20 protein-coding genes, 1 tRNA gene and 1 riboswitch are annotated in these 20,094 nt (G+C 53.3%); of the genes, 10 read left to right on the plus strand and 11 right to left on the minus strand.

What is annotated here, in order from left to right:
• Positions 1-6 precede the first annotated feature (6 nt).
• From thiE to ACZ41M_RS05370, 5 genes are all read right to left on the minus strand, one after another.
• A complete protein-coding gene (gene thiE / locus ACZ41M_RS05350; RefSeq protein ID WP_464729950.1) occupies positions 7-660 on the minus strand; it encodes a thiamine phosphate synthase in 654 nt (217 codons plus the stop codon).
• Between the two features lie 20 nt (positions 661-680).
• Positions 681-1,484 carry a thiazole synthase gene (locus ACZ41M_RS05355; protein ID WP_464729949.1) on the minus strand — a complete coding sequence of 268 codons (804 nt, stop codon included), beginning with the start codon at positions 1,482-1,484 and terminating at the stop codon, positions 681-683.
• Between the two features lie 23 nt (positions 1,485-1,507).
• Positions 1,508-1,711 (minus strand): sulfur carrier protein ThiS, encoded by a 204-nt coding sequence (thiS, locus tag ACZ41M_RS05360; protein ID WP_464729948.1) that lies wholly within the window; start codon positions 1,709-1,711, stop codon positions 1,508-1,510.
• Positions 1,712-1,723: 12 nt separating this feature from the next.
• Positions 1,724-3,640, minus strand: coding sequence for a phosphomethylpyrimidine synthase ThiC (gene thiC / locus ACZ41M_RS05365; protein ID WP_464729947.1), 1,917 nt, complete (start codon positions 3,638-3,640; stop codon positions 1,724-1,726).
• A gap of 94 nt (positions 3,641-3,734) precedes the next feature.
• Positions 3,735-3,834: riboswitch (TPP riboswitch) on the minus strand.
• A 140-nt stretch (positions 3,835-3,974) separates the two neighbouring features.
• Complete coding sequence (locus ACZ41M_RS05370) at positions 3,975-5,297, minus strand: solute carrier family 23 protein (protein WP_464729946.1); 1,323 nt, start codon at positions 5,295-5,297, stop codon at positions 3,975-3,977.
• Between the two features lie 243 nt (positions 5,298-5,540).
• Between ACZ41M_RS05370 and upp the strand changes: the two genes are divergently transcribed.
• Both upp and gph read left to right on the plus strand, forming a co-directional pair.
• Positions 5,541-6,188, plus strand: coding sequence for a uracil phosphoribosyltransferase (gene upp / locus ACZ41M_RS05375; protein WP_464729945.1), 648 nt, complete (start codon positions 5,541-5,543; stop codon positions 6,186-6,188).
• A 35-nt stretch (positions 6,189-6,223) separates the two neighbouring features.
• The gene (gene gph / locus ACZ41M_RS05380) at positions 6,224-6,913 is read left to right on the plus strand and encodes a phosphoglycolate phosphatase (protein WP_464729944.1); all 690 of its coding nucleotides are present in this window, start codon (positions 6,224-6,226) and stop codon (positions 6,911-6,913) included.
• Between the two features lie 165 nt (positions 6,914-7,078).
• Here gph and ACZ41M_RS05385 read toward each other — a convergent pair whose 3' ends face one another.
• Entirely contained in the window at positions 7,079-7,201 is a 123-nt protein-coding gene (locus ACZ41M_RS05385; RefSeq protein WP_464729943.1) for a hypothetical protein, read from the minus strand.
• A gap of 370 nt (positions 7,202-7,571) precedes the next feature.
• Entirely contained in the window at positions 7,572-9,206 is a 1,635-nt protein-coding gene (locus ACZ41M_RS05390) for a DEAD/DEAH box helicase (protein WP_464729942.1), read from the minus strand.
• Between the two features lie 491 nt (positions 9,207-9,697).
• Between ACZ41M_RS05390 and ACZ41M_RS05395 the strand changes: the two genes are divergently transcribed.
• The 7 genes from ACZ41M_RS05395 to ACZ41M_RS05425 all read left to right on the plus strand — a co-directional run bounded on the left by ACZ41M_RS05395 (position 9,698) and on the right by ACZ41M_RS05425 (position 15,035).
• On the plus strand, positions 9,698-10,444 hold the full coding sequence (locus tag ACZ41M_RS05395) for an LOG family protein (protein WP_464729941.1): 747 nt from the start codon (positions 9,698-9,700) through the stop codon (positions 10,442-10,444).
• A gap of 133 nt (positions 10,445-10,577) precedes the next feature.
• Positions 10,578-11,552, plus strand: coding sequence for a homoserine kinase (locus ACZ41M_RS05400; protein ID WP_464729940.1), 975 nt, complete (start codon positions 10,578-10,580; stop codon positions 11,550-11,552).
• Between the two features lie 13 nt (positions 11,553-11,565).
• On the plus strand, positions 11,566-12,477 hold the full coding sequence (locus tag ACZ41M_RS05405) for a BPSS1780 family membrane protein (protein WP_464729939.1): 912 nt from the start codon (positions 11,566-11,568) through the stop codon (positions 12,475-12,477).
• Positions 12,478-12,571: 94 nt separating this feature from the next.
• Positions 12,572-12,648 (plus strand) — tRNA-Met (locus tag ACZ41M_RS05410).
• 63 nt (positions 12,649-12,711) lie between these two features.
• Complete coding sequence (locus ACZ41M_RS05415; RefSeq protein ID WP_464729938.1) at positions 12,712-13,476, plus strand: YggS family pyridoxal phosphate-dependent enzyme; 765 nt, start codon at positions 12,712-12,714, stop codon at positions 13,474-13,476.
• A gap of 3 nt (positions 13,477-13,479) precedes the next feature.
• Positions 13,480-14,319 (plus strand): pyrroline-5-carboxylate reductase, encoded by an 840-nt coding sequence (gene proC, locus ACZ41M_RS05420; RefSeq protein ID WP_464729937.1) that lies wholly within the window; start codon positions 13,480-13,482, stop codon positions 14,317-14,319.
• A gap of 5 nt (positions 14,320-14,324) precedes the next feature.
• A complete protein-coding gene (locus ACZ41M_RS05425; protein WP_464729936.1) occupies positions 14,325-15,035 on the plus strand; it encodes a pseudouridine synthase in 711 nt (236 codons plus the stop codon).
• A 16-nt stretch (positions 15,036-15,051) separates the two neighbouring features.
• On the opposite strand, the gene ACZ41M_RS05430 is transcribed toward ACZ41M_RS05425, so the two are convergent.
• Positions 15,052-15,666, minus strand: coding sequence for a 5-formyltetrahydrofolate cyclo-ligase (locus ACZ41M_RS05430; RefSeq protein WP_464729935.1), 615 nt, complete (start codon positions 15,664-15,666; stop codon positions 15,052-15,054).
• 98 nt (positions 15,667-15,764) lie between these two features.
• Between ACZ41M_RS05430 and ACZ41M_RS05435 the strand changes: the two genes are divergently transcribed.
• A complete protein-coding gene (locus tag ACZ41M_RS05435; protein WP_464729934.1) occupies positions 15,765-17,705 on the plus strand; it encodes a lytic transglycosylase domain-containing protein in 1,941 nt (646 codons plus the stop codon).
• A gap of 66 nt (positions 17,706-17,771) precedes the next feature.
• Here ACZ41M_RS05435 and nagZ read toward each other — a convergent pair whose 3' ends face one another.
• Genes nagZ through recO form a run of 3 tightly spaced genes read right to left on the minus strand, consistent with a single transcriptional unit; the run spans position 17,772 to position 20,068 of the window.
• Entirely contained in the window at positions 17,772-18,887 is a 1,116-nt protein-coding gene (gene nagZ / locus ACZ41M_RS05440) for a beta-N-acetylhexosaminidase (RefSeq protein ID WP_464729933.1), read from the minus strand.
• Positions 18,888-18,896: 9 nt separating this feature from the next.
• A complete protein-coding gene (gene acpS, locus ACZ41M_RS05445; RefSeq protein ID WP_464729932.1) occupies positions 18,897-19,289 on the minus strand; it encodes a holo-ACP synthase in 393 nt (130 codons plus the stop codon).
• Positions 19,286-20,068: a DNA repair protein RecO gene (gene recO, locus ACZ41M_RS05450; protein ID WP_464729931.1), complete on the minus strand. Its 783-nt coding sequence runs from the start codon at positions 20,066-20,068 to the stop codon at positions 19,286-19,288. Before recO ends, acpS begins: the two co-directional genes overlap by 4 nt.
• Positions 20,069-20,094 lie beyond the last annotated feature (26 nt).

The following is a 20,094-nucleotide window of genomic DNA, read 5'->3' on the forward strand; positions in this document are numbered from 1 at the left end:
ACGCCCTCATTGAAATAAGTCGCTTATGGCCTGAGCACGCCGATGCACTTGTGCCAAATCCACCTGCTCAGCCGATAGCCCATACACGCCACTGATGACTGCAACCATATCGGCTCCCTGCGCAATCAAGAGCCCGCAATTATCCGCTGTCATCCCGCCAATTACCACCACCGGTAAATCAATACACGCTTTCGCCTGCTCAATAATGCCCACCTGTGTACTGACTTCGTACTGCTTTACGCGCGACGGGTAAAATCCGCCAAACGCGATATAACTCGCACCGTTAGCCTTCGCCGCCTGTGCCAATTCGAGCGAGCCATAACACGATGCGCCGATGATTTTATCCGAACCGAGATATTCTCGCACGTGTTCTATCGGATGATCCGTGCTGCCAACATGCACCCCGTCACAATTGAGCCGACGACACAGCACCATGTCGTCATTAACGATGAGCGGTACGTTTTGTGCGCGGCATAAGTCTTGCAAAGCTCCCGCTTGTCGGAAACGCTGTTCAGCCGAGGCCGTTTTGTGCCGATACTGCACCCACTGCGCCCCGCCCAAAATCGCTTGCTCAGTCGCCGTCAATAATTCGGCGTCATTATCCCAGTCAGGCGTGACAATGTACAGCCCCTGAACAGCGTGATGTGCGGTATGTTTCAATATTTTTCCTTTCAATCCCGTTAGCCTGCCACCCCGTTCATTGGCGAAGAAGCAATGCCTGCAAATTTTTTGGGCATCCGTCCGGCCAAATACGCCGCCCGCCCCGCCTGCACGCCCAAACTCATCGCCTGCGCCATCAAGACAGGATTGCGTGCATGAGCAATCGCGCTGTTTAGCAATACCGCGTCACAGCCAAGCTCCATGGCAATGGCAGCATCCGATGCCGTACCAATCCCCGCATCCACAATCACCGGAACCTGCGTCTGTTCAATAATCAGCGATAGATTCCACGGATTCAAAATCCCCATCCCCGAGCCGATCAGCGAGGCCAAAGGCATAATCGCCACACACCCCATCTGCTCCAAAATCTTTGCCTGAATCGGGTCGTCGGAGCAATACACCATGACCTCAAAACCATCGTCAATCAGTTTTTGCGCCGCCTTGAGTGTTTCCGGCATATTCGGAAACAGAGATTGCGCATCGCCCAGAACCTCCAATTTGACCAGCGCCTGACCACCCAATAGTTCACGCCCCAGTTGCGCGGTATATACCGCATCATCGGCATTAAAACAGCCCGCCGTATTGGGCAAAATCGTGTACTGCTGCGGCGATATCACATCCAGCAAATTCGGCGCATCCGCATCCTGACCAATATTCACGCGGCGAATCGCCACCGTGATGATCTGTGATTGCGCGGCCACCGTCGCATCGTGTGTCTGTTGCAGATCAGCGTATTTGCCACTACCCACCAGCAGGCGCGAAGCATAGGATTTTCCGGCAATGAGCAAGGGATCATGCATTTGCTCGTTCATGGTATTTAACATTTTTTCTTTCCTTAAAATAGGTCTCAACCGCCGCCAATCGCGCGCACAATATCCACCCGATCATTGGGGTGAATCGGATAAGCACGCCAATCCGCCTGACGAACGACCTGTCGATTCACGGCAACAGCCATCAACTGCACAGGCAAATCCAATGCGTCCACAACATCAGCCAACATCGGATTGTCCATGCGCAGCATATACGGTTGACCATTGAGTAAAATATTCATGGCATAACCTCATTAAATTTTTTGATACAAATCAGCCCCTTGCTTAACAAAGGCGATGGATTTCTCCCGCATCCCTTGTGCCAAGGCTTCATCGTCAGAAAGACCCCGTTGCTCTGCATACTCGCGTACCTGCTGAGTGATTTTCATCGAGCAAAAATGCGGACCGCACATGGAGCAAAAATGAGCGACTTTAGCCGAATCTTTCGGCAGGGTTTCATCGTGAAATTCCCGCGCCTTATCAGGATCCAAACCTAAATTAAACTGGTCTGTCCAGCGAAACTCAAACCGCGCTTTGGACAAGGCATTGTCACGAATTTGCGCGCCGACATGCCCTTTGGCCAAATCAGCCGCATGCGCTGCCAATTTGTAGGTGATGATGCCGTCTTTGACATCGGTTTTATTGGGCAGCCCCAAATGCTCTTTCGGCGTGACATAACACAGCATCGCCGTGCCGTACCAAGCAATTTGCGCCGCACCAATCGCCGAAGTGATGTGGTCATAGCCCGGTGCTATGTCGGTGGTCAATGGCCCGAGCGTGTAAAACGGCGCTTCGTCGCATTGTTCCAATTGCACATCCATATTTTCCTTGATCAATTGCATTGGCACATGTCCCGGCCCCTCGATCATCACCTGTACATCGTGTTTCCACGCAATTTGGGTCAACTCGCCCAGAGTTTTCAACTCCGCCAACTGCGCTTGATCATTTGCATCATAAATGGAACCCGGACGCAAACCATCGCCTAAGCTGAAGCTCACGTCATAAGCCTTCATAATCTGGCAAATATCGTCAAAATGCTCGTATAAAAATGATTCGCGGTGATGTGCCAAACACCATTTGGCCATAATCGAGCCGCCGCGTGAAACAATCCCTGTCAAACGATTGGCCGTCATCGGTACATAAGCCAGACGCACACCCGCATGGATGGTGAAATAATCCACCCCCTGCTCGGCTTGCTCAATGAGCGTGTCGCGGAAAATCGCCCATGTCAATTCTTCCGCCTTACCATTCACCTTTTCCAAAGCCTGATAAATCGGAACCGTGCCAATCGGTACGGGGGAGTTACGAATAATCCATTCGCGTGTTTCGTGGATGTGTTTACCCGTGGACAAATCCATCACCGTATCCGCGCCCCAACGAATCGCCCAAGTCATTTTCTCCACTTCCTCGCCAATGGACGAGCTAAGCGCAGAATTACCAATATTGGCATTGACCTTAACTAAAAAATTACGGCCAATAATCATCGGCTCAATTTCGGGATGATTGATATTCGCCGGAATCACCGCTCGGCCGCGTGCGACCTCATCACGCACAAACTCAGGTGTCACCAACGAAGGCAAAGACGCGCCAAAACTCTGCCCTGCATGCTGGCGCCCCATCAGCTGTGCCAATTGCTCACCCTTAGCACCACTTCGGCGTAAGGTTTCCAAATAGACCTCACGCTGCTGATTTTCACGAATCGCGACAAACTCCATCTCCGGTGTAATGATGCCTCGACGCGCATAGTGCATTTGCGTCACATTGCAGCCCGAGCGCGCCCGTCGCGGCGGACGAATCAGGTTAAAACGCAAATGCGCGGTATTCGGATCCGACAAGCGCTCCTGACCATAAGCAGAAGAAGGTTGAGTTAATAATTCACTGTCATTGCGCTCCGCAATCCACGACGCACGCATGGCAGGCAAACCACAGCGAATATCAATCTGTGCCTGCGGGTCGCTATACGGACCGGATGTGTCATACACCGTTACCGGCGGATTGGCCTCAAAGCCGAACGACTCGGGCGTATCCGCCTGCGTAATTTGACGCATCGGCACACGAATATCATCGCGTGAGCCGGTGACATAAATTTTCTGAGAATTGGGGAAAGGTTGAACAGCATTTGCATCGACACGTGCGCTCTGCTCGGAAAAGACATTGGATTTGATACTCATGAAGGCTCCTTAGTATGTTGGCAATAGCCAAGAAGGAGACTTCAATGAAATGTAAAAGTCATGCCCAATCAATCAAAACCCATGAACACAAACCATACTCATTTCAACGCTTCCCTTCGTTGGCATTATCCAAATCAGGTTCGTAGGGTATTTCTCACCCGACCAAACAACGGTCAGGACCCCTAGCGTGAGGTACAACGGCATCATTCTAACACGTTAAAAATTTTATCGGCACTTACTGCTACTCGACACAGACAAAAAACAGCCCGCAAAAACCGAAATGCCGGCCTTTGCGGGCAAAGATAGTGATGAAGTAGCGATCAATAAATCGCAATCAAGACACGCGTACTTTCCCACCCATATTCAACAGCGCATACAAAGCCATCGCGCCAAAAGTCGCCACGCCAATGCCGTTCAAAGTCACGCCACCCAAGTTCACGGTCAAATCACCTGCACCGAGGATCAAGGTCACGGCGGCCACGATCAAATTACGACTTTGTGAGAAATCAACTTTATTATCCACCCAGATTTTCGCACCCGATACCGCGATCAAACCAAACACCACAATCGATACGCCGCCCAACACCGGCCCCGGAATCGTCTGAATCAGCGCACCCATTTTCGGAGAGAAGCCCAACGCAATTGCAAAAACTGCAGCGAAGACAAACACCAGCGTCGAGTAAATACGCGTCACCGCCATAACACCGATATTCTCGGCGTAAGTGGTCACACCCGTACCGCCGACACTGCCCGAAATCATGGTTGCCAAACCGTCGGCCATAAACGCACGTCCCATATACGGATTCATATCATGGCCGGTCATGCCCTGCACCGCACGCAAATGCCCCAAATTCTCCGCCACCAAAATCAGCGCCACCGGTGCGATCACCGAAATTGCCGAAACACTAAAGCTCGGGGATGAAAAATGCGGCAAACCAAACCAAGCGGCATGAGCCACTTTACTAAAATCCACCGGCAAAGCGCCGTGCTCACCGCCCACGCCCCAGCCCAGACCATTGGTCAATACCGCATACAGCACCGTTGCCACAATCACGCCGACCAAAATCAGCAAACGACGCATCAAGCCCGTACCCCAAACCGCCGTCAAGGCAATGACCAATACTGTCAACAGCATATACCACGCATTGGCATTCGAACCTTTCGCGCCGAGTACCGCGACACCGGCCAAGTTCAGCCCGATGACCGCAACCACCGCACCGGTAACGACTGGCGGCATCAGCTTTTCAATCCACTTCGTACCGGCAAATTGCACCAGCAGCCCGATTAAGAAATACACCAAACCACAGACAATAATCGCGCCCAAAGCCACACCGATATTCGCATTCGCACCCGAACCGGCATAGCCGGAGACCGCAATCACACCACCGATGAAAGCAAAACTGGAACCCAAATAGCTCGGCACGCGGCCACGCGTCATGACGTAGAACAACAGCGTACCGATCCCCGACATGAGGATGGCGACATTCGGGTCAAAACCCATCAACAGCGGCGCGAGAATCGTCGCACCAAACATCGCCACAACGTGCTGAACGCCCATTAAAACCGTCTGCGCCATCGGCAAACGCTCATCCGGCGCAATCGTCGTATCATGCGACTGCACCTTTTCGGTGTAGCGCGGGAAATAAGTTTCGGACATGAAAACTCCTTTGATTATCTGAGAAATACTGCTTATCTTATTCTGGTTCATCTGATTCATTAAGCGTCCGCCGCACAACATCAATGCAATCAAAACCCGCTTTTCTTCGCTACTGCTTTGGACTTATAATGACAGGCGCAATTATATGCGCTAACGAGACCGTAAAAATACTGATTTTCATGTTCAAATCAGTCAATGTTCGTTGGCCAGTCAGCCCATCTCTCCACTAAAAACGAGCGCTCTATGAAATCACACCCAGACTTTCCCAATCTTTTCGTCGTTGATCATCCGCTGGTCGCCCACAAACTCTCGCACATGCGCGATCAGGATTCGTCCACGCGCACATTTCGCTCGCTGTTGCGCGAATTGACCCTATTGATGGGCTACGAATTGACCCGCGATTTGCCATTGACCACCAAGCGCATTCAAACCCCCTTGGTCGAAATGGATGCGCCGGTGATTGCCGGTAAAAAAGTTGCGATTGTACCTGTGCTGCGCGCTGGTCTGGGTATGGCCGACGGCTTGTTGGACTTGATTCCGTCAGCGCGTCAGGGTCACATCGGTCTGTACCGCGATGAAAACCACAAACCGGTGGAGTATTTCGTGCGTCTGCCGGACACCGAAGGCCGCTTGTTTATTTTGTGTGACCCCATGCTCGCCACGGGCAACTCTGCGGTGTACGCCGCCGATGTCCTGCTCAAGCGCGGCGTGCCGCCGAGCAATATTCGCTTTTTATCCTTAGTCGCCGCACCCGAAGGCGTGCGCGTATTCCACGATGCGCATCCCGACATTCAAGTCTACGTCGCCTCGCTGGACGACCGTTTGAACGAACACGACTACATTGAACCGGGTTTGGGCGATGCAGGCGACCGAATTTTTGGTACCAAATAATTGTTCAGAACAACCCTTCTCAGAAAGTCCGCGTGATGGAGAAAAAACCATTCAAAGCCATTTTGTTCGATTTGGATGGCACGCTATTACACACCGCGCCCGATTTAACCGTGGCGGTGAACAATCTGCGCATCGAATACGGTTTGCCCGCCCTGCCTACCGATGAAGCCATCGCCATGGTTGGGCGCGGCGCCATCAATCTGGTGCGCCGCGCGTTACGCGAGGTCATCGATCAAACGACCAAACGCGGCGAATCATTCGACATTGATGCCGCCTACGCACGCTTTGCTACACACTACCATGCGGTCAATGGCAGCAATACCGTTGAATACGCGGGCGTCACCAACACGCTGCAACGATTGCACGCGCAAGGCATCCAATTGGCGATCGTGACCAATAAGCCATCCGAGTTTTCCGTACCGCTGGTGCGTCAATTCGGCTGGGACACGTTATTTGAGGCGGTGGTTTGCGGCGACACCACGCCATTTAAAAAGCCCAATCCGGCGCCGTTGGTATTTGCTCTGCAGCAATTGGCCGTTGACGCTGATGAGGCGCTGATGGTCGGTGATTCGATGAATGACGCTTTGGCGGCGCAGGCCGCAGGCTGCGCCTGTACCATTTTGAGCTATGGCTATAATGAAGGCATACCGATGCGCGACGCATTAAACGAACAGCAACTGAGCATCCCTGTATTTGATGAGTTTGCCCACGCGGTTCCAGCGTGAGTGACAACAAGTGAGAGAACCAGCCCGTCACAACTTCCCACGCATAAAATAAAAGGTCAACCGAACGTTGACTTTTTTATGCTAATTGCGCTCAATACAGCGCACGCGCACCTGTCGCAAACACCGCTGCGACAGGCCGCGGAATGAAGATAAGACAATTACTGATTATTTTTTGGTCAGCAGCTTATAAACACCAATTGTCGCTGCAATCGCAAAAATCACCAAAGCAATCACCACATATTGCATTGCGGGTGGCACATACATCCAAAAATCATGCAGAGCTTGCATCCTCAACTCCTTCATCAACCCCGCTCACAAAATGGATTCTACCAAGCGGGTATTGGTAGAATCGGTGTTTCAACACACCTCGGCTCGGGTAAGACGCCCACCGAATCAGGCGATCGCTACCCTAACGAGCTGGACATAATTCATCCACATTCGAGATAATAACCCAAAACCATTATTAAAAAATGGTTTTTAAGCCTAATTATAGGTAAAAGTTAGCAGGAGCTTGATTGACTATGGCATTTTTGTATATTTGCAACAGTTTTTTCAGTTATAACTGAAATACAAAAACATCTAAACGCCTCATGCACAAAAATCAAAAAGCGCCCCATCAGGAGCGCTTTTATCGGTCTCATTCCGCAAAAACTCGTGCTTAGAAACTCGGTTTGCGATTGGCGCGTGGCTTCGCACCATTTGCCGGACGGCCTGTCGGGCGACCGACAGGATGACCGATTGAGCGACCCGCCGAGCGTGTATCAGCAAACGGTTTGGCGAATGCGCGGGACTCGGCCTGCTTGCCACGGTGTTCGCGACGCGGACGATGCTCTTCACCAAAAGCAGGACGGGCGGCGCGCTCATTGCCAAAACTACCGGCTTCCGAGCGAGAGTCCGTACGACCATGACGTACTGCTGCGCGATCACCGCGATCAGCACGAGGTGCATCACCGCGTGGTTTGCCATGACCAAAGCCGCCTCGGAATTCACCACCCTCTGCCGAACGCGGCGCGCCTGAGCGTGCACCGTGACGTGGCGCACCTGAGCGTGAACCGTTTGGACGCGCGCCACCACGACCTTTGCTCGGTTTACCGGCTTTAAAGTCCTCATGCGTAAGCTGCGGCTCCAAACCTTTGATCTGCGTCACATTGATGCGGCTGTTGATGTAGCGTTCGATTTGACGAATTTTAAAGGCATCATTGCGCTGCGCGAACGTGACCGAAATCCCTTCGCGACCCGCACGGCCGGTACGGCCAATACGATGCACATAGTCTTCCGCCTTCATCGGCAAGCCGTAATTGAATACATGCGAAATCGTCGGTACGTCAATCCCACGCGCCGCCACGTCGGTCGCAACCAACACACGCACACGTCCTTTGCGTAAGGATTCGAGGCGGCGGTTGCGCACCATTTGCGGCATCGCGCCGTGCAATGAAGTTGCTGAAATGCCCAATTCGATCAACTCGTCGGCCAAACGCTCGGTTTCGATCTGAGTCGAGGCAAACACCACGGCTTGATCGAGTTCCGGATCAGCGAGCCAGTGCATCAGCATTTTGTGTTGGTGGTGCGAGTTGTCCGCCCATTGCAAATGTTGGGTGATGTTGGTGTGTTTTTCTTGCACGCTGGCCAACATAATTTGTTGCGGTTCGATCATCAGCGCCGCGGCCAACTTGGTTTCGCGCGGGGTAAATGTCGCAGAGAACATCAATGTCTGCTCGCGATGCTCGCACGCATCGGCAATCGCGTTGATCTCATCCGAGAAACCCAAATCGAGCATGCGATCGGCTTCGTCCAACACCAAGGTATGCAACTGCGACAGGTTAATTCCGCCTTGCTGTACCCAGTCCAGCAAACGACCGGGCGTGGCCACGACCAATTGCGCGCCTTTTAAACCTTGTTTTTGTTTGAAATACGAGGTGCCGCCGACGATGGTCGCTACGCGAATACCACGGGTATTTTTGACCAAATTGATCGCGTCCGACGATACCTGCTGCGCCAACTCACGGGTCGGACACAACACCAAGGTCATGGGCGCGTTCGACGGGTTGTTTTTGCCTGAGCCAATCGCATTCACAATCTGCTGCAATGCCGGTAATAAAAACGCTGCTGTTTTACCGCTGCCGGTTTGCGAAGCGACAATCCAGTCGCCCCCTTGCAATGCGGCGGGAACCAAAGCCGCCTGTACCGGTGTCGGCTGGGTGTAGCCCAAGGCGGTGATGCTGGTTAATAAAGATTCGGCCAAGCCCATGTCTGCAAAAGAAATTGGGCTGGTTTCGTGTTGTACTGTAGTCATAAAAATCCATGATGTGCCATGCGCGCGCAAAAATTGAGCCAACCGGCGCACGCAATCGTGGGCAAGCTGTCCAAATAAAAAGCAAAGTTAGAAAAAAGCTAACGCGCTGACGGGGTATAAAAAACATCGACCGTCAGAATAGACACTTCACTGAAATGAAGGAAAGAGCGACAGGATAAAGCTGTAATCGTCGCAAAAGACTGGGGGCGATGAGACAAAAATTGAAATCGATTCATGTGTGATTTCAAAGGTGGCGCATTATGCCACAAAATCAAATACTTGTGTTGAGAAAGCTCGAAACAATTCAAATCCGTCTGTTTTCTGAGAAAAATAGTCAACAATTGAGTGTGCGGCACGCATCCACATGATTCGTCATGCGCACCAATCCACCTATTGACCCATAAGCACAATAGCCTCATCGAGCCGACATCGCGTACAATACGCCTTAGTCAAAAATGAATACAACACAATCAACAATAAAGGAAAGGCGCATGAATCAAAACGCCCGCAAAGACATCAAAACCCTCACCGGCCACGAAATCAACGAGCTGGAACACATCACCATGACCAAGGCGCGCGAGTCGTGGCATATTTTTGGCATCATGTCCGAGTTTGTACACTCCGCCGAGCAGTTGGCGAATATTCGCCCTGCCGTGAGTATTTTCGGTTCCGCGCGCCTGCGTCCCGAAAATGCGTATTACCAAAAAACCGAGGAATTGGCGCGTCTGTTATCGAACGCGGGCTTCAGCGTGATCTCCGGCGGCGGCCCAGGCATTATGGAGGCGGCCAATAAAGGCGCCTTTGGCGGCAAGGGTCAATCAGTCGGGTTGAACATCGTCTTGCCGCACGAACAGATGGGCAATCCGTACCAAGACATTTCGATCAACTTTCGCCACTTTTTCTCGCGCAAAGTCGCATTCGTCAAATACGCCACCGCCTACGTCGTGCTACCGGGTGGCTTTGGTACGATGGACGAGCTATTTGAGGCGCTGACATTGGTGCAAACCGGTAAAAGCCGCCGTATGCCGATTTATCTCTACGGCTCGGAATTTTGGAATGGTCTGTGGGCCTGGGTGCGCGAGCAACTGCTGGGCAAAGGCATGATCAGTGAGCCGGATTTGGATTTGGTACAGATCACCGATGACCCGCAATTCATCGTCAACAGTATCTTTGACTTTTACGAAGAGCGCGGCTTCGCCCCAACCGACATTGAGCGCGCGCAAATGCTGCAACTGTAAGTGCCTTGGCTACGCCCTTGTGCACTCCACTTCATTAAGCGCAAGCCGTCAAAGATTCGAATCAGCCTGCAAACTTTGCTAAAATGCAGGCTGTTTGATTTTGTCCCCACAACCCCACAAAGACACACTATTTATGGCAGTTTTCACCCCCGTCACCCACGAAGAACTCGAACAATGGCTCGCACCGCTCCACTTGGGCGCACTGGTTGCGCACAAAGGCATCGCCAGCGGCATTGAAAACTCCAACTTTTTTGTCACTCTGGCGCGTGATGGCGTACATACCGATTATGTTTTAACGATATTTGAGGTGCTCAAGGCCGAACAACTGCCCTTTTATCTCGAATTGATGCAGCATTTGGCGCAAAAGGGCTTGCCTGTTCCACGCCCGTATGCGGACGAACACGGGGCATTGTTCCGCACGCTTGCGGGCAAACCAGCCAGTTTGGTCTCCAAGCTGGCGGGCAAAGACACCAGCGAACCAAGTCCGGCGCACTGCGCCAGCGTTGGCCGCACATTGGCGCAGATGCATTTGGCAGTGGCGGATTTCAAAGGCACGCAACCGAATCTGCGCGGTTTGAGCTGGTGGCTGGAGATGCAGGCTAAAGTGGCTGAATTCTTGCCCGAGCCGATCGCCGCACTGCTCCACGACGAGATCAAGCTGCAAAACGAATTTGCACAGACCGAGCTGTATCGCGCATTACCCACCGGCGCAGGACACTGCGATTTGTTCGTGGATAATGTGCTGTTTGCCGACGAGAATACACCGGCGTTCATCGATTTTTACTTTGCCGGTGTGGATCGTTTCCTGTTCGATCTGGCCGTGACGGCGAACGACTGGTGCATCAACCGCGCCAGCGGTGAGTTTTTGCCCGAGCAGTTGAGCGCATTATTACAGGCCTACCACTCAGTTAAGCCGTTGACCGAGGCCGATCATACGGCATGGCCGATGATGTTACGCGCGGCGGCCTTGCGTTTTTGGATTTCGCGCCTATATGACTATTATCGAACCCGTTCGGCGCAAATGCTCACACCGAAAGACCCGACCCATTTTGAACGCATTTTGACCCTGCGCCGCGCCATGCACAGCGACAACACCATTTGGATTTGAGAAAGCCCAGCGAATGACCCCGACACCCAAAGACACCGCCATCGTTCCACTCTCCATCATGCGTATGCCGATCTCGCATGCGTTTGTATGGATTAAAAACGCCATCACGCTGATTAAAGCGCAACCGCTGATTATCCTGTTAGCCAGCACGTGGATCATCTTTGTCGAAATGCTGCTCACCGGCATCTTACCAGGCGTGGGCATGGTGCTGTTTTTATTGATTGCACCCGCATTGGCATTTGGCATGGCCGATGTGTGCCAAAGCATCCGCATTCAAGAGAACACCTCACCTTTGGCCATTTTCAGCCCGCTGTTCAATAAAGTACGCAATCGTCTGCTCAGCCTCGGCCTGATTTACGCCACCATACTTTTTGGCGTGTTTCTCATCAGCCAAACCGCCATCGATCAAAACGCGCTCAATGAAACCTTCAAAAATGTACTCGCGCTGCAAGAAATCGACAATCTCGAAACCATGCGCACTCAATCCAAAGAAGTCTGGGCGCAACTGATGGAGCAAAAAGGCTTATTTCTGGCTTTCGGCATGATGATCGCCGGCTCCATGTTGATTCAAACCCTGCTGATGTATTCACCGCTGTTCACCGTTTGGCAAAACGCCCAGGCACCGCAGGCCGTTTGGCTCTCCATTCGCACCATCTTCATCAATATTTTGCCGATTGGCCTGACCATCGTTCTGATTTTCGGCGTATTTGCCACACTCAGCCTGATCATTTCGATCCTCGGAATGCGCACGCCTTCCCTGATGATGTTCATCATCATGGGGCTGTGGGTGCTGTTCAACGCTGTGGTCAACGCCGTTACCTATACCAGCTACTACGACATCATCCGTACCAGCCTGACCAACAGCGTACAAGGCAATATCGACCAAATTTTGGATGGTTCTGCCAAAGACCGCAATGCAGGCTAAAACACCGAAAAACTCAATCAACACAATAAAAATGCAAAATCCGTTAAATCCGTATTGACAAATCAATCAAACGCCCGCATAATGCGCAACTCAAGGCGAATTAGCTCAGTTGGTTAGAGCGACGGAATCATAATCCGCAGGTCCGGGGTTCGAGTCCCTGATTCGCCACCAAACATTAAAAAAGCCGCTTTTACAGCGGCTTTTTTCTCATGGTCGCGAATCGGGAAAATCCTCATGCCCACTCAAGAAATCGCTCAAAACTACCTTCGTGTGACGCAAAACGTCGCCGATGCCTGTGTGGCAGCGCAGCGTTCACCCGAGTCGGTATTGTTACTGGTGGTGAGCAAAACCCATCCGATGGCCAGCGTATTGGCAGCATACAACGCAGGTGCGCGCCATTTCGGTGAAAATTATGCTCAGGAAGGCACGGCGAAAATCGAAGCCTTGGATGAACACTTACCCGAAAATCAAGCCGTCTGGCATTTCATCGGCCCATTACAAAGCAATAAATCCCGCGCCGTCGCGGAATATTTCGACTGGGTACACTCGGTGGACCGTCTGAAAATCGCACAGCGTTTGAATGAACAACGCCCTGTTTCACGCGCGCCGTTGAATATTTGCCTACAAGTGAACATTGACGATGAGGCGAGCAAAAGCGGCTGCTCGCCCGAAGAAGCACCCGCGCTGGCGCTGGCCATTGCAGCCTTGCCCAATCTGCACCTGCGCGGCCTGATGGCCATTCCCAAAGCTATCGATCATGCCGCACCACACGCCGAGCAGTGTGCGCCCTTCGTCGCACTGAGCCAATTATTCAGCCAAATTCAATCGCAGTTACCCACAGCGCAGGCTGCGCATTTCGACACCCTATCCATGGGTATGTCCGATGATTATCAGCAAGCCATCTCATCCGGTAGTACCATGGTGCGCATCGGCACAGCCATTTTTGGCGCACGCGCGTATACTGCGCAGACCTCAACCACTCCAGATCCAAAAGGATAATCCATGCAGATTCCGACGCCTCATATCGCATTTTTGGGTGGTGGCAACATGGCCACCGCCATCATCACCGGCATGATTCAAAAAGGTGGGGTTTTGCCCAAGCAAATTTCCGTGATCGAGCACAACGAAGCACAACGCGACCGCCTGAGTAATGATTTGTCGGTGGTGTGCTACGAAAACACCGCATTTGCCCACGCGCAAATGCCGAGCGCGCCGGACATTTGGGTTCTGGCCGTGAAGCCGCAAAACATGCACGAAGCTTTGCAAGAATTATTACCTGCGCTCAAACCATCGCAGATGCTGTTAAGCATTGCCGCCGGTTTACCAATCGCCACCCTGTCTGCGTGGAGCCATCAGCATGAAAAAATCGTGCGCACCATGCCGAACACACCCGCCTTGGTCGGTCAAGGCATCACCGGCGTATTCGCACCTGCCATCAACGACACCGAGCGCAACTGGGTGAACGAGATTTTGCAATCCATCGGCCAAGTGGTTTGGCTCAACGAGGAGTCACAAATCGACGCCGTCACGGCGATTTCCGGCTCCGGCCCCGCATATGTATTCTACATGATGGAGCAATTAACGCAGGACGCACTGCAATTGGGCTTTGACCCGGCCACTGCCAAACAATTGGTCCAGGCAACCTTTGGCGGCGCCGTCGCATTGGCCGGTGAATCGACCGAGAGCATCGCGACCTTGCGCGAGCGCGTGACCAGCAAAGGCGGCACGACAGCGGCGGCTTTGGCTAAATTCGCCGAATGCGGCTTGGATCAGGCGATTCACGCAGGCGTTGCCGCATGCAAAGCCCGCGCCGAAGAATTGGCAAAAGAATTATCGGCATAACAACCATGGCAAAAAGTAAAAAAACCAAACCATTACCCATCGACAAAATCCTGCAACAGCAAGGCTTCGGCACGCGCGCCTACTGTCGCGCACTGATCGAAACTGGAGAGATACTGGTCAATCATGAGGTCTGCGACGATCCTGACGAACTGTTCGATTTGGATGGTTTGAGTTGGCAAATCGACGGGCAAACGTGGCACTACCGTGAACATGTATACCTGCTGATGAACAAGCCGGCGAACTACGAATGCTCGCAAAAACCACAGCACCACATGAGCGTGCTGTCGCTACTGCCCATACAACTGCGTAATCGCGACGTACAATGCGTCGGGCGACTGGATGTGGACACCACGGGATTATTATTGATTTCAGATGACGGGCAATTCATTCACAAAAACACCTCGCCCAAGAAAAACGTGGATAAAGTCTACCACGCGACCTGCCGCCATCCATTGACCGATGAAATGCTCCATGCATTGACCACAGGGGTTTTACTGCACGACGAGAACGAAACGCTCAAAGCCATTTCCGCGCGCGTATTGGACGCACAGCAGCCGAACGTATTGGAATTGGTGCTACGCGAAGGCAAATACCATCAAGTCAAACGCATGGTCGCCGCTGCGGGTAATCGCGTGGACGAATTGCACCGCGTGCGCGTGGGTGAGTTTGAGTTGCCCAACGACTTGCCCATCGGCGAGTGGATTTATTTAGACTGAAACGGAGCCAAACCCGTTACGTTTCATCTGCCAAACACAACATATCAAACGGCACATCAAACGCATTGGGTAAAAAATCAATCTGCGCCCACGCATCAGCCACACCCACCGTGATCGGTAGTTGCATGCCTTGCGCACGCCAGTTGGCCAATGTGCGGTCGTAAAAACCACCACCATAGCCCAAACGATAGCCCTGCGCATTAAAGCCAACGCATGGCGCGCACAATACGGCCAAATCATCAGGCTGCTCGCACAGTTCGTGTGCTTCGTACATCGGTTCCAAAATACCATACGCGCCGGTTTGCATCGAGGCCAATCCACGATACGGCGCGAATTTCAGCGGTGCTTTGGGCTGCTGCACAATCGGCAAATACACGCGACCGCCGCGCGCACGCCATTCATCCATCAACGCTTGCAGATCAATCTCCGCTCGAAACGCCCAATACAGCGCAATCGCGGCATTCGGCTCAACGCACTCGGTCAACCACGCCCACAACTCCCGCGTTAATTGCTGCGCGCGTCGTTGCCGCTGCTCGGGCGTCAGTGCCATGCGCTGCGCCAAGAGCGTACGGCGCAACGCCGCCTTATTTTCGCCGAGATTGTGTGTTTCAATACCGCTTTGTGCGGTCAAGTGGCAGACCTTGCCACTTTTTATCGGTACAATAGCCATACATTTTAATTATCGTTCAATCATTCCGCGCGTGAGCGACGGACTATTTGGGAGCATACATGTCGAGTTTAAACCAAATTCGCACAGGTGCGGTTGCTTTTACCGTATCGGCCATCCTCAGCAGCGCCACGATGACAGCGCTGGCACAAGAATCCACGCCCGTGGGCAATACCAGCGCTTACGGCTCGTTGACCTTTGGCCCGAATTCGCAAGACGAAACGTTTAAACAACTGCGCATCGCCTCGTTACGCAATGACGCGCCGCGCGCCGCGCAATTGGCCGACCAACTGTCCGGCTACCCGCTGGTATCTTACGTCGAATACTACCGTCTCAAACCACAGTTGTACAACAAAGACGGCACCGGCAATGTAAACGCGCCCGACGATCAAATCCGCGCGTTTATCCAGCGCTACGAAGGCCAAGCATTGGCCGACCGCATGCGCAACGACTATTTGCATGTATTGGGCGCACGTCGCGATTGGGACAATTTTAACCGCTACTATGCCCAATACGAAGTCAAAGACGACACCGCCGTTGAATGCTTTTATCAGCAAGGCAAACTCGATCGCGGCCTGAGCGCCAGCACCATCGCCAGCACGCTCAAACCTCTGCTGAACGACAGCCGCGCAGCCAACAGCAAAGCCTGCCAACAATTAACCGAGTCGCTCGCCGGTCGCGGTTTATCCGAAGAGGACACCAACTACTTCACCGCCCTGTCCGCATACAACAGCAGCGCGCAAGGCTCACGTTTGGCCGGTTACAGCAAAAATGCTGGTTCTGCGGCACGCATGGCCAGCCTGATTAACCAAGCGAACAACGACAGCACCGGTGCACTCGCGGGCACGGTAAACAACGCCAGCTCCGGCATGTCGCCGCAGCAAGGCGCCTTGACCCAAGCCTACTACGGCTACAGCCAAATTCGCCGCGCCAGCTCCGGAGCCGCATCGTTTTATCGCAACGCCTATCAGCAATACCCGAAATTGCAATTGCCCGATGATGTACTCGGCTGGCAAGCGCGCGCCGGTATGCGCGAAGGCAACTGGAGTCTGGTCGGCCAAGCGATTGACAAAATGAGTGATGGCGAGCGCAACACCAGCACATGGCAATACTGGCGTGGTCGCGCCTACGCCGAGCAAGGACAGAAAACCCAGGCATCCATGTTCTACGAACAAGCTGCTAAAAATTACGATTTTTATGGTATTTTGGCGCGTGAAGAGTTGGGACAAGCCATCACCTTGCCACCCAAAGCCACACCGACCGAAGCCGAAGTCGCCGCTGCGAGCAAAACACCCGGATTCGAGCGCGCGCGTAAATTCGCCGACATGGACATGATGCTCGAAATCAGCCGCGAGTGGAATTACCCGTTGCGTAGAATGGATGATCGTCAATTGCTCGCCGCCGCCGAATACGGTCGCCGCGTGGGTTTACTTGACCGCATGATCAACACCTCCGATCGCACCAAAACCCTATACAACTTCAACCAGCGCTATCCGACGCCCTACTTATCTACCTTGCAGCGTCATTCGGCCAACGCAGGGATTCCCGCAGCATGGGCGTACGGCATCATTCGTCAGGAGTCGCGCTTTGTGACGCTGGCCAAATCCTCCGCCAGTGCGCACGGCTTGATGCAAATCATCCCCGAAACTGCTCGGATACTGGCTCGCAAACAAGGCTTAAGCAACTTCCAGTTAAGCGATTTAGGCAATATCGATACCAACGTCCAACTTGGCACCGCCTATTTGGGACAAATCCGTGACCAATTCGGTGGCTCCATGCCGTTGGCCTCCGCCGGTTACAACGCCGGCCCTGGTCGTCCGGCGCAGTGGAAACGCAGCTTGACACAGAATGTCGATGGCGCGGTGTTTGCCGAAACCATCCCATTTTCTGAGACACGCGGCTACGTGAAAAACGTCATGGCCAACACCATCTGGTACTACCTGATGATGAACCAACGTCCGCCGAAATTAAAAGACTTAATGGGAACGGTCACACCGTATTGATATTGATTCATCTGAAAATAAGGGGCGCATCATGCGCCCCTTATTCATATCCGATCACTCCGCGTTTCAACGTTTCTTTAGCATAATCTCCGTCGGATCAGCGAGCGCCTGCCCATTCTGACCATCTGCATTACGGATATACGGAGCGATTGTCTGCCGCGCCGATTGATACGCCGCGTCTTTTTGCAAATCATTCCAGCCCAGCGCCACACCACGCGCGCGCAGGCCATTGATTCTGGAGGCCGCTACTTTACTCTGCGCCCGACGCAGATAAGCTTTCGGCAAACCATTCAACGCCACATCCAGATCATTCGGACGATTGCACACCATCGCCATATCACAGCCCGCATCCAGCGCAGCACGCACCCGCTGTACCACATCGGGGTAAATCATCGCCGCACCCGCCATGCTCAAATCATCGGTGACAATCGCGCCATGAAACTGCAACTGCTCGCGCAGTATACCCAGCCATTTTTTAGAAAATCCCGCTGGAGCAGCCTCTACTTTCGGGTAAATCACATGCGCCGGCATCACCGCGCCCAAATCCTGCGCCAAAGCCGCATACGGCACGGCATCGTCGGCCAAAATCCGCTTTAGGCCGCGCCGATCCACCGGCATATCGACGTGCGAATCTGCCACCACAAAGCCATGTCCGGGGAAGTGTTTGCCACAACCGACCATCCCCGCGCGCAGCATCCCATGCAGCAAAGCTTTTGCCAACGTCGCCACCACATCAGCAGATGGTGCAAACGCCCGATCGCCAATCACCGTGCTGCCACCGTAGTCTAAATCCAGCACCGGCGTATAGCTGTAATCCACGCCCACCGCGCGTAATTCCACCGCCAATACATAGCCCACCTGCGAGGCGACTTTCAACGCACGCAGCGGATTTTTCGCATACAGCTCGCCCAGCGTGCGCATGGATGGCAAATGCGCAAAACCATCGGTTTTAAAACGCTGCACACGCCCACCCTCATGATCCACGCTGATGATGATGTTCGGACGAATGGCGCGAATAGCGCGAATCAATTTCGTTACCTGCGCGCGATTTTTAAAATTACGCCCGAACAAAATCACGCCGCCAGTCATCGGATCCGCCAGACGACGATGATCCTCATCGGTCAAGGTCAACCCCGTCAAATCCACGATCATCGGACCCAAAGCCATATTGCGCTCCGCCATTCTTTTCCCCTATATTTTTTCCGCCACCACAAACGCACACACCATATCCGCCTCATCGGTCATGCTCACGTGGAACGACAGCCCGCGCTCGGCGCACCATGATTTCAGCGGCTCATTGAGCACCGCCTCCGGCTTGCCCGACGGCGCATTGACAAACTCCACTGCGCGCCAACTCATCGGCTGGCGCAGCCCCAAGCCAATCGCCTTGGAAAACGCCTCTTTCGCCGCAAAACGAGTTGAGAGGAACAGCAAACCGCGCTCGCGGTTACGCTCAAATCGGCGCTCAAAAATCGCCCACTCACGCTCGCCCAAAATACGTCGGGCAAAACGCATACCACGCACCTCAAACGCCGCATGAATGCGCGAGACGCGCAACAAATCCGTGCCAATGCCCACAATCATGCTTCGCCCCCACTCTGCGTTTTCACCGATACATCGGCCAACGCCCGCAGCTCGCGTGCCACCTGCCGCGTTAACAATGGCCGATCCAACACATACTGCGCCAACATCGCCTGAAACAACTGCTTGGCCTCATTCTGCGTGCGACTCGCCTGAAAATCACCCGCACGCAAATCCAAAATTGTTTGCCCCGAAACCTGAATCTGCGGATGAATATTCTGCTCGCCAGAGCGCGTCCAACGATGCGCCGCCACATCAAAATCATACAAAGCCATCGGCTCTGCCACATCAACCGAATCGAAATCGGGCGCAAAACCCAATTCACTCAACAACGCCAACTCAAACTGACGCAACACCTGCGCCTGCTCACTCGGCGAATGCGCCTGCAAACTCAACTGCGCCAAGCCCCGTTGATACGCATCAAACAAACCCGCATGCACATCCGCCTGCGCCAGCGCCCGCTGCAAACACTCATTCATATAATAACCGGAAATCAAGGCCGCGCCTTCGAGCATCGGAATGCCCCCCACCCACTCCGCATCCAGCAGCGTGCGCACCGAACCTTTGCCCGAAAAACCGATGGACAAAGTTTGAAACGTCTGAAAAATACTCGCCCGCCAGCGCGTATACGGACGTTTCGCCCCCTTCGCCACGATCAACAAACGCCCGTGACCTCGCGTAAACACATCCAGCACCAAACTCGTCTCCGACAACGGATAACTGTGCAAAATATACGCCGGCTGATGCAAAACCTTCGTCCCGGCGCGGGTGCTGTTACTCACGACCTTATTCAACGCCGCCGAAAGCG

The sequence above is a fragment of the Puribacter membranae genome (assembly GCF_055380425.1).

What these genes read in the sequence shown, in the direction of transcription:
- ACZ41M_RS05355 (WP_464729949.1), bottom strand. Translation starts at nt 1,484, where the DNA reads ATGTTAAATACCATGAACGAGCAAATGCATGATCCCTTGCTCATTGCC.
- thiS (WP_464729948.1), bottom strand. Translation starts at nt 1,711, where the DNA reads ATGAATATTTTACTCAATGGTCAACCGTATATGCTGCGCATGGACAAT.
- thiC (WP_464729947.1), bottom strand. Translation starts at nt 3,640, where the DNA reads ATGAGTATCAAATCCAATGTCTTTTCCGAGCAGAGCGCACGTGTCGAT.
- ACZ41M_RS05370 (WP_464729946.1), bottom strand. Translation starts at nt 5,297, where the DNA reads ATGTCCGAAACTTATTTCCCGCGCTACACCGAAAAGGTGCAGTCGCAT.
- upp (WP_464729945.1), top strand. Translation starts at nt 5,541, where the DNA reads ATGAAATCACACCCAGACTTTCCCAATCTTTTCGTCGTTGATCATCCG.
- gph (WP_464729944.1), top strand. Translation starts at nt 6,224, where the DNA reads ATGGAGAAAAAACCATTCAAAGCCATTTTGTTCGATTTGGATGGCACG.
- ACZ41M_RS05385 (WP_464729943.1), bottom strand. Translation starts at nt 7,201, where the DNA reads ATGCAAGCTCTGCATGATTTTTGGATGTATGTGCCACCCGCAATGCAA.
- ACZ41M_RS05390 (WP_464729942.1), bottom strand. Translation starts at nt 9,206, where the DNA reads ATGACTACAGTACAACACGAAACCAGCCCAATTTCTTTTGCAGACATG.
- ACZ41M_RS05395 (WP_464729941.1), top strand. Translation starts at nt 9,698, where the DNA reads ATGAATCAAAACGCCCGCAAAGACATCAAAACCCTCACCGGCCACGAA.
- ACZ41M_RS05400 (WP_464729940.1), top strand. Translation starts at nt 10,578, where the DNA reads ATGGCAGTTTTCACCCCCGTCACCCACGAAGAACTCGAACAATGGCTC.
- ACZ41M_RS05405 (WP_464729939.1), top strand. Translation starts at nt 11,566, where the DNA reads ATGACCCCGACACCCAAAGACACCGCCATCGTTCCACTCTCCATCATG.
- ACZ41M_RS05415 (WP_464729938.1), top strand. Translation starts at nt 12,712, where the DNA reads ATGCCCACTCAAGAAATCGCTCAAAACTACCTTCGTGTGACGCAAAAC.
- proC (WP_464729937.1), top strand. Translation starts at nt 13,480, where the DNA reads ATGCAGATTCCGACGCCTCATATCGCATTTTTGGGTGGTGGCAACATG.
- ACZ41M_RS05425 (WP_464729936.1), top strand. Translation starts at nt 14,325, where the DNA reads ATGGCAAAAAGTAAAAAAACCAAACCATTACCCATCGACAAAATCCTG.
- ACZ41M_RS05435 (WP_464729934.1), top strand. Translation starts at nt 15,765, where the DNA reads ATGTCGAGTTTAAACCAAATTCGCACAGGTGCGGTTGCTTTTACCGTA.
- nagZ (WP_464729933.1), bottom strand. Translation starts at nt 18,887, where the DNA reads ATGGCGGAGCGCAATATGGCTTTGGGTCCGATGATCGTGGATTTGACG.
- acpS (WP_464729932.1), bottom strand. Translation starts at nt 19,289, where the DNA reads ATGATTGTGGGCATTGGCACGGATTTGTTGCGCGTCTCGCGCATTCAT.